Annotated in this window: 12 protein-coding genes; 4 read left to right on the top strand and 8 right to left on the bottom strand. The window is 74.0% G+C overall.

Annotated elements, in window-relative coordinates:
• Positions 1-66: 66 nt before the first annotated feature.
• Together O7542_RS01595 and otsB are read left to right on the top strand one after the other, a co-directional pair.
• Positions 67-1,467, top strand: coding sequence for a trehalose-6-phosphate synthase (locus O7542_RS01595; RefSeq protein WP_043328887.1), 1,401 nt, complete (start codon positions 67-69; stop codon positions 1,465-1,467).
• A complete protein-coding gene (gene otsB / locus O7542_RS01590; RefSeq protein WP_281605591.1) occupies positions 1,464-4,064 on the top strand; it encodes a trehalose-phosphatase in 2,601 nt (866 codons plus the stop codon). Before O7542_RS01595 ends, otsB begins: the two co-directional genes overlap by 4 nt.
• Positions 4,065-4,276: 212 nt before the next feature.
• On the opposite strand, the gene cobA is transcribed toward otsB, so the two are convergent.
• Genes cobA through cobC form a run of 3 tightly spaced genes read right to left on the bottom strand, consistent with a single transcriptional unit; the run spans position 4,277 to position 7,667 of the window.
• The gene (gene cobA, locus O7542_RS01585; RefSeq protein WP_281605590.1) at positions 4,277-5,518 is read right to left on the bottom strand and encodes a uroporphyrinogen-III C-methyltransferase; all 1,242 of its coding nucleotides are present in this window, start codon (positions 5,516-5,518) and stop codon (positions 4,277-4,279) included.
• Entirely contained in the window at positions 5,515-6,585 is a 1,071-nt protein-coding gene (gene cobT / locus O7542_RS01580; RefSeq protein WP_281606521.1) for a nicotinate-nucleotide--dimethylbenzimidazole phosphoribosyltransferase, read from the bottom strand. The genes cobA and cobT overlap by 4 nt, the downstream gene beginning before the upstream one ends.
• The gene (gene cobC, locus O7542_RS01575; protein WP_281605589.1) at positions 6,585-7,667 is read right to left on the bottom strand and encodes an Rv2231c family pyridoxal phosphate-dependent protein CobC; all 1,083 of its coding nucleotides are present in this window, start codon (positions 7,665-7,667) and stop codon (positions 6,585-6,587) included. Before cobC ends, cobT begins: the two co-directional genes overlap by 1 nt.
• Before the next feature lie 121 nt (positions 7,668-7,788).
• Between cobC and O7542_RS01570 the strand changes: the two genes are divergently transcribed.
• Positions 7,789-9,921: a transglycosylase domain-containing protein gene (locus tag O7542_RS01570; RefSeq protein ID WP_064448656.1), complete on the top strand. Its 2,133-nt coding sequence runs from the start codon at positions 7,789-7,791 to the stop codon at positions 9,919-9,921.
• A 112-nt stretch (positions 9,922-10,033) separates the two neighbouring features.
• Here the strand turns inward: O7542_RS01570 and O7542_RS01565 are convergent, their stop codons facing one another.
• Positions 10,034-11,404 (bottom strand): cobyrinate a,c-diamide synthase, encoded by a 1,371-nt coding sequence (locus tag O7542_RS01565; protein WP_064448657.1) that lies wholly within the window; start codon positions 11,402-11,404, stop codon positions 10,034-10,036.
• Between the two features lie 134 nt (positions 11,405-11,538).
• On the opposite strand from O7542_RS01565, the gene O7542_RS01560 reads away from it, so the two are divergent.
• Entirely contained in the window at positions 11,539-12,363 is an 825-nt protein-coding gene (locus O7542_RS01560; protein ID WP_043330989.1) for an SURF1 family protein, read from the top strand.
• 10 nt (positions 12,364-12,373) lie between these two features.
• Here the strand turns inward: O7542_RS01560 and O7542_RS01555 are convergent, their stop codons facing one another.
• The 4 genes from O7542_RS01555 to O7542_RS01540 all read right to left on the bottom strand — a co-directional run bounded on the left by O7542_RS01555 (position 12,374) and on the right by O7542_RS01540 (position 16,371).
• Positions 12,374-13,963: an ATP-dependent DNA ligase gene (locus O7542_RS01555; protein WP_231915659.1), complete on the bottom strand. Its 1,590-nt coding sequence runs from the start codon at positions 13,961-13,963 to the stop codon at positions 12,374-12,376.
• Positions 13,964-14,043: 80 nt separating this feature from the next.
• On the bottom strand, positions 14,044-14,250 hold the full coding sequence (locus O7542_RS01550; protein ID WP_030273275.1) for a hypothetical protein: 207 nt from the start codon (positions 14,248-14,250) through the stop codon (positions 14,044-14,046).
• A 78-nt stretch (positions 14,251-14,328) separates the two neighbouring features.
• A complete protein-coding gene (locus O7542_RS01545; protein ID WP_064448658.1) occupies positions 14,329-15,693 on the bottom strand; it encodes a dipeptidase in 1,365 nt (454 codons plus the stop codon).
• 21 nt (positions 15,694-15,714) lie between these two features.
• Complete coding sequence (locus O7542_RS01540; RefSeq protein ID WP_281605588.1) at positions 15,715-16,371, bottom strand: hypothetical protein; 657 nt, start codon at positions 16,369-16,371, stop codon at positions 15,715-15,717.
• Positions 16,372-16,437 lie beyond the last annotated feature (66 nt).

Raw genomic sequence — 16,437 nt, 5'->3', positions numbered from 1 at the left:
AGAGGCCGCAGCTACGCTCAGTACGCTCATCGCGGTGGACCCGTCAGTACCCGGAGGTGGCCGATCGTGACCGTCCGTAGCTCCTTTGTCGTAGTGGCCAACCGCCTGCCGGTCGACGAGGTGAGCACACCCGAGGGGCGGCAGTGGCGGCGCAGCCCGGGCGGGCTGGTGACCGCGCTGCACCCGGTGCTCGCCGAGCACCAGGGCACCTGGGTGGGGTGGGCCGGCGGCACCGGCGCCGCGCCCGAGCCGTTCGACCTGGAGGGCATCCGCCTGCACCCGGTGCCGTTGAGCGCCGAGGAGCTGGAGCGCTACTACGAGGGCCAGTCGAACGCGACGATCTGGCCGCTCTACCACGACGCGGTGGAGACGCCCGCGTACAAGCGGCGCTGGCGCGAGGCGTACCGGTTGGTGAACGCCCGGTTCGCGGAGGCCGCGGCCGACGTGGCGGCCGAGGGCGCCACGGTCTGGGTCCAGGACTACCAGCTCCAGCTGGTGCCGGCGATGCTCCGCGAGCTGCGGCCGGACCTGCGGATCGGCTTCTTCCTGCACATCCCGTTCCCGCCGATCGAGCTGTTCATGCAGATGCCGTTCCGCACCGAGATCCTGCGCGGCCTGCTCGGCGCGGACCTTGTCGGGTTCCAGCAGCGGCTGGCGGCGCAGAACTTCGTCCGGCTGGCCCGGCACCTGCTCGGCCTGCGCTACGAGGGCCAGATGATCCAGGTCGACGGCCGGCAGGTGAAGGCGGGCGCGTTCCCCATCTCGATCGACACCAAGGAGATGGAGCGGCTGGCCGAGGACCCGGCGATCCAGGCCCGCGCCAAGCAGATCCGCGAGGAGCTGGGCAACCCGAAGACGATCATCCTGGGCGTCGACCGGCTCGACTACACCAAGGGCATCGAACTCCGCCTGAAGGCCTTCCGCGAACTCCTCGCTGACGGAAAGTTGACAGTTCCGGACGCGGTTATGGTGCAGGTCGCCACGCCCAGCCGCGAGCGTGTGGAGCACTACCAGGCACTTCGGGTGAAGGTGGAACGCGAGGTTGGCCGGATCAATGGTGAATTCGGCCGGGTCGGCGTGCCTGCAGTGCATTATCTGCATCAGTCGTACAGTCGCTCCGAACTGGCCGCGATGTACGTCGCGGCCGACGTCATGATGGTGACCCCGCTGCGAGACGGAATGAATCTGGTGGCCAAGGAGTACGTCGCATCGCGCGCCGACCAGGGCGGCGCGCTCGTGCTCAGTGAGTTCGCCGGCGCTGCCACCGAGCTGCGCCAGGCGTTCCTGTGTAATCCCCACGACCCGGACGCGGTGAAGGACGCGTTGCTGCGGGCCGTGCATGTCGAAAAGCCCGAAGCCCGCCGCCGGATGCGCGTCATGCAACGCCATCTGCGCAGCCACGACGTGGGCCACTGGGCCAAGTCGTTCCTCAGCGAGCTCGGCGTCGGAGATACGGAGGCTGCGTGACCTCGCCCGCCCTCGCCGCCGCACACGGCGGCGTGCTGGATCCCGAACTGCGTGCCGCGATCGGCCGCATCGCCCGGGTTCCGCAGCTTCTGGTCGCCTGCGACTACGACGGCACGCTCGCGCCGATCGTCGAGGACCCGAGCAAGGCCGTTCCGCTGCCGGAGTCGGTGGCCGCGGTACGCGCTCTGGCCTCGCTGCCGCAGACCAGCGTCGCGGTGGTCTCCGGCCGCGCGCTGCGCGACCTGGCCACGCTCTCCCGGCTGCCCAGCGAGGTGCACCTCGTCGGCAGCCACGGCTCGGAGTTCGACATCGGCTTCGTCGAGCGCCTCACCCCCGAGCTGATCGCGGTCCGGCACCGGCTCCGCGAGGCGCTGCGGGAGATCACCGCCGAGCATCCGGGCATCCGCCTGGAACGCAAGCCCGCCAGCGTCGCCGTACACACCCGCGGCGTCGACCCGCACACCGCCGCCCGGGCCGTAGAGGCGGTCCGCAACGGGCCGGCGACCTGGGACGGCGTGACGGTCACCCAGGGCAAGGAAGTCATCGAGCTGTCGGTGGTGGTCACCAACAAGGGCACCGCGATCGACCAGCTCCGGACCCAGCTCGCCGCCAGCGCGGTGCTGTTCATCGGCGACGACGTCACCGACGAGAACGCGTTCGGCAACCTGACCGGGCCGGACGTCGGCATCAAGATCGGCCCCGGCGAGACCCGCGCCGACTACCGGGTGTCCGAGCCGATCGAGGCGGCCCGCGCACTGGGGCTGCTGCTGGAGACGCGGCGGCACTGGCTGTTCGGCGAGCGGGCGGTGCCGATCGAGCGGCACTCGATGCTCGCCAACGGCCGTACCGTCGCGCTCGTCACGCCGGAAGCGAAGATCACCTGGCTGTGTCACCCGAAGCCGGACTCGGCGGCGATCTTCGCCGACCTGGTCGGCGGCAGCCCGGCCGGGCACTTCACGGTCGGCCCGGAGCGCGGCGGCATCCCGCTCGGCCAGCGCTACCGCAGCAACACGATGACCGTCGAGACCCGCTGGTCCGGCCTGACCGTGACCGACTGGCTCGACCTACCGGTACGGCAGACCACGCCGGACGACCCGGCCGTGGTCAGCGGCGACTCCACACTGGTCCGGGTGCTCAGCGGCACCGGGCGGGCCCGCGTCGAGTTCGCGCCACGGCCCGAGTTCGGCCAGGTCGCGGTGCAGCTCCAGCCGCTCGACGACGGCCTGCTGGTGCTCGGCTCCAACGAGCCGGTCGCGCTGCACTCCCCCGGCGTCGAGTGGGAGGTCACCAACGACGCCGGGTACGAGACCGCGAAGGCGGTGGTCGACCTGTCGGCGGCCGGCGGCCAGGTGGTGCTGGAGCTGCGCTTCGGCACCCAGAGCCTGGAGCCGCACCGGCTGCCGGTGCACGAACGGCAGGCCGCCGCCGAGCAGCCCTGGAAGGACTGGGTGGCCTCGCTGCGGCTGCCCGCCACCGCCCGGGACCTGGTCGCCCGCAGCGCGCTGACGCTGCGCGGGCTCTGCCACGAGCCCACCGGCTCGATCCTCGCCGCGGCCACCACGTCGCTGCCCGAGGAGCTGGGCGGTGTCCGCAACTGGGACTACCGCTACTGCTGGCTCCGGGACGCCGCGATGACCGCCCGCGCGCTGGTCGACCTCGGCTCCACCGAGGAGGCCGAAGGTCTGCTGCGCTGGATCGACGGCGTGGTCGAGCGCACCGGCGGGCACCCGGAGCGGCTGCACCCGCTCTACACGGTGGACGGCTTCGAGCTGGGCGCCGAGGCGGTCATCGACACGCTGCCCGGCTACGCCGGCTCCCGGCCGGTACGGGTCGGCAACCTCGCCAACCACCAGCTCCAGCTCGACGTGTTCGGCCCGGTCGCGGACCTGATCGCGGCAGTCGCCGACGCCCGGGGCTCGATCCGGGACGACGAGTGGCGGGTGCTGGAGAACATGGTCGAGGCGGTACGCCGCCGCTGGCACGAGCCCGACCACGGCATCTGGGAGGCCCGCCTCCCCCCGCGGCACCACGTCTTCTCCAAGGTCATGCTCTGGATGACTGTGGACCGGGCGCTGCACGTCGTACGGCGGCACGGCGGCGAGGACCGGCCCGAGTGGGTCGAGCTGCGCGACCGGATCGCCTCGAACGTGCTGGAGCACGGCTGGCACCCGGAGGCCGAGGCGTACAGCGTCGCCTACGGCTACGAGGAGATGGACGCCTCGTCGCTGTGGATCGGCATCTCCGGGCTGCTCGCCGGTGACGACCCGCGCTTCCTCTCCACCGTGCTCAAGATCGAGGCGGAGCTGCGCAGCGGGCCGGTCGTCTACCGGTACCACTGGGACGACGGCCTGCCCGGCCGGGAGGGCGGCTTCCACATCTGCACGTCGTGGCTGATCGAGGCGTACCTGCGCACCGGCCGCCGGAGCGACGCGGAGGAGCTGTTCACCCAGATGGTCGACACGGCCGGGCCGACCGGGCTGCTGCCGGAGCAGTACGACCCGCTGGCCGAGCGCGGGCTGGGCAACCACCCGCAGGCGTACAGCCACCTGGGCCTGATCCGCTGCGCCCTGCTGCTGGACAACATGCTCAAGCAGTAACGCCGTACGAGGGCGGCGGCGGGGACCCAACGGTCCCCGCCGCCGCCCTCGTACCATCCCCGCCCCGCCCCGCCCGCCCCGCCCGCCCCGCCCCCGCGATCTTGCAGTTGCGGCCCGGGCAAAGGTGATCGAAACGGGCATCCCGCGGGCACGAAGTGCAAGATCGACGCGCTCGGGGCGGGGCGGCGTAGGGCGAGGGCGAGGGCGGAGGGTCAGGCGGGGGTCAGGGCGTGCACCACGTCGCCTACCACCACGATCGCGGGTGGGCGCAGGGCGGCGGCCTCGACGTCGGCGGCGACCGCGCCGAGCGTGGAGCGCAGCGTGCGCTGGGCCGACGTGGTGCCCTCCTGGATCACCGCGGCCGGGGTGTCCGCCAGCTTGCCGTGCGCGATCAGGGTGGCGCTGATCGCGGCGAGGTTCTTCAGCCCCATCAGGATCACCAGCGTGCCGCGCAGCCCGGCCAGGGCGTCCCAACGCACCAGCGACGCGGGCGCGTCGGGCGCGAGGTGCCCGGAGACCACTGTGAACTCGTGCGCCACTCCCCGGTGCGTCACCGGCACGCCGGCCACCTCGGGCACCGCGATCGCGCTGGTCACGCCGGGTACCACAGTCACCGGTACGCCCGCCTCGGCGCAGGCCAGCAGTTCCTCGCCGCCCCGGCCGAAGACGTACGGGTCGCCGCCCTTGAGCCGTACCACCACCTTGCCGGCCCGGGCCCGGTCCACCAGGATCCGGTTGATCTCCTCCTGGGCGCGCGACGGCCCGTACGGGATCTTGGAGGCGTCGACCAGCTCGACGTCGGGGCGCATCTCGTCCAGGAGCAGTCCGGGCACGAGCCGGTCGGCGACGACCACCTCGGCCTCGGTGAGCAGCCGCCATCCCTTCACGGTGATCAGCTCCGGGTCGCCCGGACCGGATCCGACGAGCGCGACGCGGCCGCCGGTGTTAACAGGGGTCCCTTCCTCTACCGCAGGCGTTAACGGGGGGCCCTTCCTTCCGAGCAACTCCCGGACGGCGTCGCGGACTGCCATCGCGCGGCGGGGGTCGCCGCCACCGAGGACCGCCACCGTCACCGGGCCGTGCCGGGTCACCGCCGGCGTCCACGCGGTCGCCGCCGTCCGGTCGTCGGCGCGTACGCAGAAGATCCGCCGCTCGGCCGCGGCGGCGCTGACCGCGGCGGCGGCGGTCCGGTCGTCCACCGCCACCTGGACCAGCCACGCGCCGTCCAGGTCACCGGGGGCGAACCGGCGCGGCTCCCAGTGCAGCCGCCCGGCGTCGACGTGGGCACGCAGCGCCGGCGTCAGTTCGGGCGAGACCAGCAGGACGTCCGCGCCGGCGTCGAGCAGCGCCGGCACCCGCCGGGTGGCGACCGCTCCCCCGCCCACGACGACCACGCGCCGCCCGTCCAGCCGCAACCCCAGGGGGTACGGGCTGGGCGACGTCGGTCCGGTCATTTCTCCGCCACCCCGGCGGAGTCGAACGTCGCCACCTCGTGCAGTACCCGGACGGCGCCGGTGACCACCGGCAGGGCGAGCAGCGCCCCGGTGCCCTCGCCGAGCCGCAGCCCCAGGTCGATCAGCGGCTCCAGTCCGAGGTGCCGCAGCGCCGCCGTGGCGCCCGGCTCGGCGCTGCGGTGCCCGGCCACCATGGCGCCCACCGCGTCCGGCGCGAACGCGGCGGCGGCGACCGCGGCGCTCACCGCGATCACGCCGTCGAGCAGCACCGGCACCCGGCGCGCGGCGGCGCCGAGGATCAGGCCGGTCAGCGCGGCGTGCTCCAGCCCGCCGACGGTCGCCAGCACACCCAGCGGGTCGGCCGGGTCGGGCTCGTGCCGGGCCAGCGCGGCCCGCACCACCGCCACCTTGCGGGCGTACGTCTCGTCGTCGACCCCGGTGCCCCGGCCGGTGGCCGCCTCGGCGTCGACGCCGGAGAACGCGGCGATGAGCGTGGCGGACGGGGTGGTGTTGCCGATGCCCATGTCGCCGGTGAGCAGGATGCCCGCCCCGGCGTCGATCAGCTCGCCCGCGACCCGGATACCGGTCTCGACGGCCGTGCGGGCCTCGTGCCGGGTGAGCGCGGCGGTGACAGTCATGTCGCGGGTGCCGGCGCGGACGTTCGCGGACACCAGACGCGGCCCGGCCGGGTCGGCGGACTCGGCGCCGGGGATCGGGGTGGCCACGCCGACGTCCACCACCGTGACCGAGGCGCCGGCCTGGCGGGCGAACGCGTTCACCACGGCGCCGCCGGCCAGGAAGTTGGCGATCATCTGGGCGGTGACCTCCTGCGGCCACGGGGTCACGCCCTGGGCGTGCACGCCGTGGTCACCGGCGAAGATCGCCACCGCGGCCGGCTCGGGCAGCGGCGGCGGGCAGGCGCCGGCCAGCCCGGCGAGGCGTACCGAGAGCAGCTCCAGGGCGCCGAGCGAGCCCGCGGGCTTGGTCAGCCGCCCCTGCAACTCGCGGGCCGCCGCCATGGCGGCCTCGTCCAGCGGCCGGATCGCCGCGACTGTGGACTCCAGCATCATGCCTCCAGGATCCGTGCCAGCGTCTCGATGAACGCGTCTGTGGTGCCCCTGTCGCGTACGGCGATCCGGAGCCAGTCCGGGCCGAGCCCGGGGAACGTGTCGCCCCGGCGTACCGCCCAGCCGTGCGCGCGCAGCCGCTCCCGTACGTCGGCGGCGCCGGCCACGTGGATCAGGACGAAGGCGGCGGCGGGGCGGCCCGCCACGCGTACCCCGGGCAGGCCGGACAGGCGGGCCACCAGGTGGTCGCGGTCGGCGGCGAGTTCGGCGGCGATGGCGCGTTCGGCGGCGACGGCGGCCGGCGCGGCGCAGGCGGTGGCGGCGGCGAGCGCGGGGGTGGAGACCGCCCAGAGCGGCTGCGCGGCGGCGAACCGGGCCAGCAGCGCGGGGTCGCCGAGCAGGTAGCCGATCCGCAGCCCGGCCAGGCCCCAGGTCTTGGTGAGGCTGCGCACGACCACGAGGCCGGGCAGGTCACGACGCGCGGCCAGGGACTCGGGCTCGCCGTCGACGCCCGGCGCGGTGGTGGTGTCGGCGAAGGCCTCGTCGACCACGAGCACCCGTCCGGGGCGGGCCAGCGTGGCGATCGCCTCCGCCGGGTGCAGCACGGAGGTCGGGTTCGTGGGGTTGCCGATCATGACCAGGTCGGCGTCTTCCGGGACGCTCGCCGGGTCCAGGCGGAAGCCGTCGGCCGGGTCGAGCAGCACCCGGTCCACCCGGTGCCCGGCGGCCCGCAGCGCGGCTTCCGGCTCGGTGAACTGGGGGTGCACCACGACGGGGTGGCGGACGCCGGACAACGCGCGGGCGATCAGGACGAAACCCTCGGCGGCGCCGGCGGTGAGGAGTACCTCTTCCGGGGGTCGCCCGTGCCGGTGAGCGACGGCGGCGCGGGCCGGCGCCGGGTCCGGGTACGCGGCCAGGTCGCCCAGCGCGGCGGTGACCGGGTCGGCCAGCCAGTCCGGCATCGGGGCGCGGCGCACGTTGACCGCCAGGTCGACCAGGCCGGGCGTGGCCTCGGCGTCCCCGTGGTGGCCCAGGTCGGGCTCGTCGAGCGCGGCGGCGCTCCCGGTCGATGGTGCGGGCATGTCCGCGATCCTGCCGGGTAGCCGCCGCCCGGGACAGCGCATCCCGGCGTGGGTCGCGTCACGGTCCGCCGGTTTATGAGTTCTTCTCATTTCCGAATCGGAAATGTCATAGCTTGACCCCGTGAGCAGTCGTCCCCTTGCTTCCGCTGGCCGTCTCGTTCCTCTTCTCCGCGCCGGGCTGATCGCCGGCATCGTGGTCGCCGCCGCCCTGTATCCGCTGGTCGCCGTCACCGGCATCGGGGCCAAGGCCACCGCGCACGCGATCGAACAGAAGACGAGCATCCTCAAGACCGCGCTGCCGGCCGAGACCTCGTACGTCTACGCGCCGGACGGCAAGACGGTGCTGACGATGTTCTACGAGGAGTACCGGCAGTACACCAAGATCGAGAACATGTCGCCGAACATCCAGCAGGCGATCGTCGCCGCCGAGGACAACCGCTTCTACCAGCACCACGGCGTCGACCCGAAGGGCGTGGCGCGAGCTTTCGTCTCCAACGCCCGATCCGGCGGCGTCTCCCAGGGCGCCTCGACGATCACCATGCAGTACGTGCGGATGGCGCTGCGGGACAGCGCGACCACGCCCAAGGAGGTCCAGGAGGCGACCCAGCAGACCAGCCTGCGCAAGGTCAAGGAGATGCGCATGGCGCTGGACATCGAGAAGCACCTGACCAAGGAACAGATCCTGGAGCGCTACCTCAACTCGGCCTACTTCGGCCACCGCGCGTACGGGATCTACGCCGCCTCGCAGATCTTCTTCTCCAAGACCCCGGCCACACTCACCCCGGTCGAGGCGGCCACGCTGGCCGGGCTGGTGAAGTCGCCGTCGGAGTACGACCCGATCACCTCCGACCAGAAGGAGGCCACCGGCCGGCGCAACTACGTGCTGGACAACATGGCCCGCCTCGGTTACCTGTCGCCCGACGCCGCCGCGGCGGCCAAGGGCCAGCCGATCAAGCTGAAGCTGACCGACCCGCCCAACGACTGCGCCGCGATCGACGGCGGGCACCGCAGCTGGGGCTTCTACTGCGACTACCTGAAGAACTGGTGGAGCGCCCAGCCCGCGTTCGGCGAGAACCGGCTGGAACGGATGGACAAGCTGCGCCGCGGCGGCTACCGGATCGTGCTCGCGCTCGATCCGAAGACCCAGGCGGCGGCGGAGAAGAACGTGGGCGCCAAGGACAACACCGGCAGCCCGTTCGCGAACGGCATCGTGGTCGCCGAGCCCGGCACCGGGCGGATCAAGGCGATGGCGGTGAACCGGAACTACTCGCTGGATCTGGCCGAGAACCCGAACAGCTCGAACCCGGAGGCCGGACCGAAGGTCAAGGCGAACTACCCGAACACGGTGGCGCCGCTGCTCGGCGGCGGGACGCTCCCGGGCTACCAGGCCGGTTCGACGTTCAAGATGTTCCCGATGCTCGCGGCGCTCAACGCCGGGATGCCGCTGTCCACCGCGTACGACTCGCCGTACACGTACAAGTCGGCCGTCTACGACGGGTGGGCCCCGTCGAACGCCAGCGGCGCGATGACCGGGCGGCAGACCATGTGGTCCGGGTTCGGCAAGTCGGTGAACACCTACTTCGTCCAGCTGGAGGAGAAGATCGGCGCGGACGCCGGGGTGCGGCTGGCCGAGCAACTGGGGCTGCGCTGGCGTACCGACGTGGACAAGGAACAGGCGTCGCCGGGCAAGGCGAAGAAGTGGGGCGCGTTCACGCTCGGCGTCTCCGACGCCACCCCGCTGGAGATGGCGAACGCGTACGCCGCCATCGCCGCCGACGGGCGCTACTGCGAGGCGATCCCGGTCAACGCGATCATGAACCGGGACGGCACACCGGCCACGTACAGCACGCCGGGCGGGGTGCAGCGGGAGGTCGCCAAGCCGCGGTGCCGCCAGGTGGTGAACGCGGACGCGGCCCGGGCCGCCACGGACGCGGCGCGCTGCCCGACCGGCGACACCCCGGCGAAGGGGAGCTGCGGCGGCTGGTCGACGGCCGACAGCGTCCGCGGCACCGTGGGCCGGCCGGTCGCCGGCAAGACGGGTACGACGGACAGCACCCGGTCGGCGTGGTTCGTCGGCTACACGCCGGAGCTCGCGGCGGCGAGTTTCATCGCCGACCCGGACAATCCGTTCAACGCGGTGGGTGACGGGCAGTCGCAGATCCCGGTGAACGCGGTGGCGCAGACCCTGCGGGATTCCCTGAAGGGTCAGCCGACCCGCCAGTTCACCCCACCCTCGGACCAGATAGTCGGCTGACCCGCCCCGATCCGCCCGGGGGTGCGCCCGGGTAGTCGATCAAGGAGTTTGCGTCCGGATCGCCTGATCCGCCGACGCGAGCTCCTTGATCGACGTTTCCGTCACCTTGCGGTCAGGCGGGCGCCGGCACGGGCGCAAGCGCGGCGGCCACCAGCCGGGCCGCGACGTCCGGGTGCGCGGCCCAGTGCGGCACGAGCTGCGAGGCGTGCACGGCCTGCCGGACGAACCCCTCCGGGTTGCCGCCCTCCCAGCGCCAGGCCGGCCGCTCACCGGCGCGCGGCGTGAGCACTGCCGCGTGCTGCTTGTGCCCGGTCACCGTCGTACCGGCCGGGGCCACCACGCTGTCCGTGACCGCCGTGGCCGTGCGGTAGCCGACCACCAGGCCGTCCCGGACCGTGCCGACCGCGTCGAGCACGCCGCACATCGGCAGGCCGTCCAGCTCCCGGGCCAGCCAGAGCAGGCCGGCCCCCTCGGCGATCACCGGACGGCCCGAGCGGGCCAGCTCGGCCACCGCGATGCAGAGGCGGCGGTTGGCGGAGAGCTGCTCCGCGTACGTCTCGGGCAACCCGCCGCCGACGACGAGCGCCCGCGCCCCGGCGGGCAGCGCCTCGTCGCGCAGCGGATCGAGCGTGACGACCTCGGCGCCGGCGGCGCGCAGCAGCTCGGCGACCTCCGGGTGGCTGTAGGCGCCGGCCGGGCCGCCGGCCAGCGCGACCACCGGGCGCTCCGCCGACGCCGCCGGGGCGTCGGCCGGCTCCGGCGACCACGCCTGAACGGTGAGCGCCGGGGCGGACCGGGCCAGCACCAGCAGCCGGTCGAGGTCGACGGTGGCGGCCACCGCCTCCCCGAGCCGGCGTACGCCACGTTCGGCGTCGGCGTCGCCGCGCACCACGGGACCGGTGCCGTACCGCCGGGCGGGCAGCACCGGCGGCAGCTCGTGCCGGCGCAGCGCCCCGTAGACCGGCACGCCGACGTCGTCGAGCGCCTCGCGCAGCAGCGCCTCGTGCCGGGGCGAGGCCACCCGGTTGAGGATCACGCCGCCCAGCCAGAGCTCGTCGTCGTACGCCCGGAAGCCGTGCACCAGCGCGGCCACCGACTGGCCCATCGCGGCCACGTCCACCACGAGCACCACCGGGCTGCGCAGCGCGGTGGCCACCGCCGCCGTGGATTCGCTCTCCGGCCGCCCGGCGACCGAGTCGTAGAGGCCCATCGTCCCCTGCACCAGGGCGAACCCGGTCCCGGCCGCGCCGTGCGCGAAGAGCGGGACGATCCGCTCCGGACCGACCAGCCTCGGATCGAGCGTGCGCCCGGGACGGCCGGCGGCGAGCCCGAGGTACGCCGCGTCCACCTGGTCCGGCCCGACCTTGAAGCCGGCCACCGGGAGATCCCGGTCGGCGAGGGCCGCCAGCAGGCCGAGAGAGACGGCGCCGGTGCCGTGACCCGAGGAGGGCGCACTCAGCACGACGCGCGGCACGTCGGTCATCATCGACTCCTGATGTGGGTGGTTTCCGCCCGCGTGACCATACCCGTCCGGCCCGGCCCGCGACGTCCGCGCGTACCGCCGTTTCTGCCCGGCGACGGCGAGTGGCATCGCTCATACGGGTAGCCTTGGCCAACGTGTACCGGTTCCTGCTGACCCCGCGCTGGCTCGGCTACCTCGCGCTGACGCTCGTCGCCGCGACGGTGATGGTGTTCCTGGGCAACTGGCAGCTGGACCGCTACCGGGGCCGGACGGCGATCAACGACCGGATCGACGCCGGGGCCACCATGACGCCCGCGCCGCTGCGCGACGCGCTGCCCGCGCCCACCGGAGGCGCGGGTGCCGTCGGTCCCGCTCCGGCCGAGGAGCTGACCTGGAGCCGGGTCACCGCCACCGGCCGGTACGACAGCGCGAACACCGTCCTGATCCGCGGCCGGACCGTCGACCGGACGGTCGGCTTCGAGGTGCTCACCCCGCTGGTGCTCGCCGACGGCAGCGCGGTGCTCGTCGACCGGGGCTGGATCCCGCCCGCCCCGGGGGCCGGCGCGACGGTCCAGCCGCAGGTGCCGGCGGCGCCGGGCGGCGAGGTGACAGTGACCGGCCGGGTGGTCGCCAGCGAGAGCGGCGGGGGCGGGGTCAGCCGGCGCGACGGGAAGCTGGAGGCCCGGCGCATCGACATCCCCCGCCTGGCCGAGCAGCTCCCCTATCCGGTGACCGGCGGCTACGTGCTGCTCGACGGGCAGACGCCGGCCGCCGACCCGGCGTTCCGGGCGGTGCAGATCGGGCACACGAACAACTGGCAGAACTTCGGTTACGTGTGGCAGTGGTGGATCTTCGCGGTGATGAGCCTGTTCGGCTACGGCTGGGTGGCGCGCCGCGAGGCCCGGCGCCTCGCCGGACTGGACAAGCCGGGCGAGCCGGTGGACCGGGCCGCCGAGCCGGCCGCCCCCACCTCCGCCTGAGCCGGACCGGTCAGCCGGTGATCCGGCCGGCGTGGATGGCGCGGACCGCGTCGATCGTGTCCGCCTCGGCGGCCGTCTTGTCGTGGCGGTAACGCAGCACGCGGGCGAAGCGCAGGGCCATGCCACCCGGGTAGCGGCTACTGGTCTGCACCCCGTCGAAGGCGATCTCGACCACCTGCACCGGCCGGACCCGCACCTCCCAGTCGCCCTTCTCCACTGCGAGCGACAGGAACCGCTCGGTCTGCCAGCGCAGCATCTCGTCGGTGAGCCCCTTGAAGGTCTTGCCGAGCATGACGAACTCGCCGGTTCGCGGGTCACGGGCGCCGAGGTGCAGGTTCGACAGCCATCCCTCGCGCCGGCCGCTGCCCCACTCGACCGCGAGCACCACCAGGTCGAGCGTGTGCCGCGGCTTGACCTTGACCCAGGCCGAGCCGCGCCGGCCGGCGTCGTAGGGCGCGGCCGGGTCCTTCACGACCACGCCTTCCTGCCCGGCGTCGACAGCCGCGGCGAACGCCGTGGCCGCCTGCTCCGCGTCGTCCACCTCGATCCGGTCGACGAGCAGCGAGGCGTCGACCGCGCGGGCCAGGGCCGCCCACCGCTCCCGCCCGGGCGCGTCGATCAGGTCGGCGCCGTCGAGGTGCAGCAGGTCGAAGAAGTACGGCGTGAGCACCGGCTCGCCGGTGCGCTCGGCGGCGGCCAGCACAGCGGGCGCGACCTGCGTCGGCCCGGTGGTGCTGGGCGTGGTGCGCCGGGCCGCCCGGCTGGACGTCTCCTGGAACGGCAGCGGCCGGCCGGCCGCGTCCAGCCCGATCGCCTCACCGTCGAGCACCAGCTCGCGGGCGGGCAGCGCGCGTACGGCCGCCACCACCTGGGGCAGCCGGCCGGTGATCTCGTCCAGGCTGCGGGTGAACACGGCGATGTCCGAGCCGGAACGGTGCACCTGGATGCGGATGCCGTCGAGCTTCACGTCGACCATCGCCGGCACGCCGGTGGCGGTGAGCGCCTCGTCGACGGAGGGCGCGCTCTGCGCCAGCATCGGCGCGAGCGGGCGGCCCACCTGGAGGCCGAACCCGGCCAGCGCCGGGGCGCCGCCGGTGAGCGCCGCGACCGCCACCGCGCGCAGGTCACCGGCGAGCAGCAGGGCACGCCGGACGGCCGCGACCGGTACGTCGGCGGCGCGGGCGACCGCGTCGGTCAGCAGCCCGGCCTGCGCGCCCTGCCGCAGCTCGCCCCGGAACAGGCCGGTCAGCAGGCGCTGCTCGTCGGCGGTCGCGGCGGCGAAGAGACGGCCGACGAGATCCCGCCGCCGGGCCTGCGAACCGGAGCCGGCGACGCGGGAGATCTCCTCGATCGCCGCGTCGACGGCGGCGACGGTGAGCGTCGGCTCGGCGGCCGGCGGCGGCAGGTCACGCAGGCCAGCCCAGCCGACACCGGTCTGACGCTGGCGCAGCTCACCGGCGAGATAGCCGGCGCCGGCCGGGATCTCGCCCGGCTCCAGCCCGCGCAGCGCAGCGGCCAGCAGCTCCACCTTGGCTCGTCTGCCGCTGGTGGCGCCGACCGCGGCCGAGGTGGCCGCCAGCTCCACGAAACGCACGCCCATATCCTGCCAGTCACCTGCGACACCGGGGCCGATCCGGCGACCCGGCACACCACACGGGTGGCCGGGTCACCGGCAACCGGTCAGGCCGAGACCGGTTCCTCGATCCGCAGGCCGCGCCCGCGCACGCCCTCGGCGACCCGGGTGAGCAGCGCGTCGAGCGTGACCAGCGCGGCGGAGAGCTCGCCGATCTGTTCGTTGAGCGTGTCCTCGGACCACGCGGAGACGTCGACGTCCCCCAGAGCACGGACGGCGGCCTGAAGCCGCTCCATCTCGTCGTTCGTACGCATGTTCGAAAGGCTATAACACCCCGCCCGCCGACACACCACAAACTCCGACATCGGCCCCGAAGTTACGGTTTCGACACCTCAGCCGCGGTTTCCGGCCTCCGCCACCCGGGCCAGCAGCAGCGCCTCGGCCAGGCACACCCGCGCGAACTCGCCCAGGTGCAGGCTCTCGTTCGGCCCGTGGGCCCGCGCGTGCGGGTCCTCCACCCCGGTCACCAGGATCGCGGCCTGCGGGAACATCTCCTGGAACGTGGCGATGAACGGGATCGACCCGCCCACCCCGATGTCCACCGGGTCGGTGCCGTCCCAGGCCGCCCGGAACGCCGACCGCGCCGCGTCGAACATCGGCCCGGAGGCGTCGATGACGCAGGGCGCGCCGTCGTGCTCGAACGTCACCGACACCTGCGCGCCCCACGGCGCGTGCCGCTCCAGGTGCGCGGTCAGCGCCGCGTACGCCTTCTTCGGGTCGTCGCCCGGCGCGAGCCGTACGCTCAGCTTCGCCTTCGCGGACGGCACCAGCGCGTTCGGCGCCTCGCCGGTGGCCGGCGCGTCCACACCGAGGATCGCCAGCGCCGGCTTGGTCCAGAGCCGGTCGGTGATCCGGCCGGTGCCGAACAGTTCCGCGCCGTCGACCAGGCCGGCCTCGGCGCGGAACCGGTCCTCCGGGTAGTCGACGCTGGCGCCCTCGCGGCCGACCAGTCCGTCCACCGCGACGTCACCGGCCTCGTCGTGCAGCGTGCCGAGCAGCTTCACCAGCGCGGTGAGCGCGTCCGGCACCGCGCCGCCGAACATGCCGCTGTGCACCGCGTGGTCGAGCGTGCGCACCTCCACGAAGCAGTTGACGATGCCGCGCAGCGAGGTGGTCAGCGCGGGCACGCCGACGTCCCAGTTGGTGGAGTCGGCGATCACGATGACGTCGGAGGCCAGATCGTCACGGTGCTCGGCGAGCAGCCGCTCCAGCGAGTCCGAGCCGTACTCCTCCTCGCCCTCGATGAACAGCACCACGCCGACCGGGAGCCGGTCGCCGAACGCGCGCAGCGCGGCGACGTGCGCCATGATGCCGGCCTTGTCGTCGGCGGCGCCCCGGCCGTAGAGGCGGCCGTCACGCTCCACCGGCTCGAACGGGTCCGACTCCCACAGCGACAGGTCGCCGACCGGCTGCACGTCGTGGTGCGCGTACATGAGCACGGTGGGCGCGCCGGGCGGGGCCGCCTTCGTGCCGATCACCGCGGGCTGGCCGCCGGACCGGACGATCCGCGTGTCGAGGCCGCAGCCGCGCAGCAGCTCCGCCACCGCCTCGGCGGAACGCTCCACGTGCGAGTGGTCGAAGCCCTCGAAGGCGATGCCCGGGATGCGGACGAGTCGCTCGAGGTCGGCACGGACGCCGGGCAGTTCCCGCTCGACGGCGGCCCGCACCTCGGACTCGGAGAGGATCGGAGTGGTCATGACCGGAATCGTATGCTGGCCTTACCCCGCCACGTCGGCCGAGCCTGATCGCCGGCCGCCCACCCGGACGTAGTAGCGGTCCGCGTCGTGCGGCAGGCCCGGGGCACCGTCGACGACCAGGTCCACCGCCGCCGCGGTGCCGTCGGCGGTGAAGTGCGCCCGCTCCCCCGCGTGCCAGCGGCGCAACTCCGGCAGGATCTGCTCACCGTCGCGGGCGAGCGCCCGGCGCAACCGCAGCTCGGCCGGCGCGGTGACGAGCACCGACAGCGTCAGCTCGGGGCGTACCGCGGCGCGGGCGGCGCTCACCCCCTCGACGATCAGCACCGGACCGGCCGGCACCGGCACCACCCGGTCCAGGAAGCGCCGGCGCACCCAGCTGTAGCGGCGGTAGCCGCCCGCCCGGCCGGCCCGCAGCGGGCCGAGCACCTGCTCCTCCAGCCGCGTCCAGAACGTGAGCTGGTCGTCCCAGCCGTCGAGCAGGTCGTCGGTGTGCACCAACGGCGGGCGCACGCCGCCCGCCCGCTCCGCGAGCGCGTCCGCGAGGCGCGTCGCGAACACGCTCTTGCCCGCGCCGCTGGGCCCGTCAACGGCCACCAGCCGGGTACGCCCCAACCGCGCCGGACCGGCCAGCACGCGGCGGGCCAACCCGGCGTACGCCTCGATCACGGCGACGTTCACCCGACCGACGCTAACGTTCCCCCGTCCGCTGGAACCTGCGACCCGGGCGGGCCGTTTCGGCGAGCG

The organism is Micromonospora sp. WMMC264 (assembly GCF_027497275.1).
GTDB lineage: Bacteria > Actinomycetota > Actinomycetes > Mycobacteriales > Micromonosporaceae > Micromonospora > Micromonospora chalcea.
Note: the sequence above shows the minus strand (reverse complement) of the source record. Positions and strands in the feature narration are given on the sequence as shown.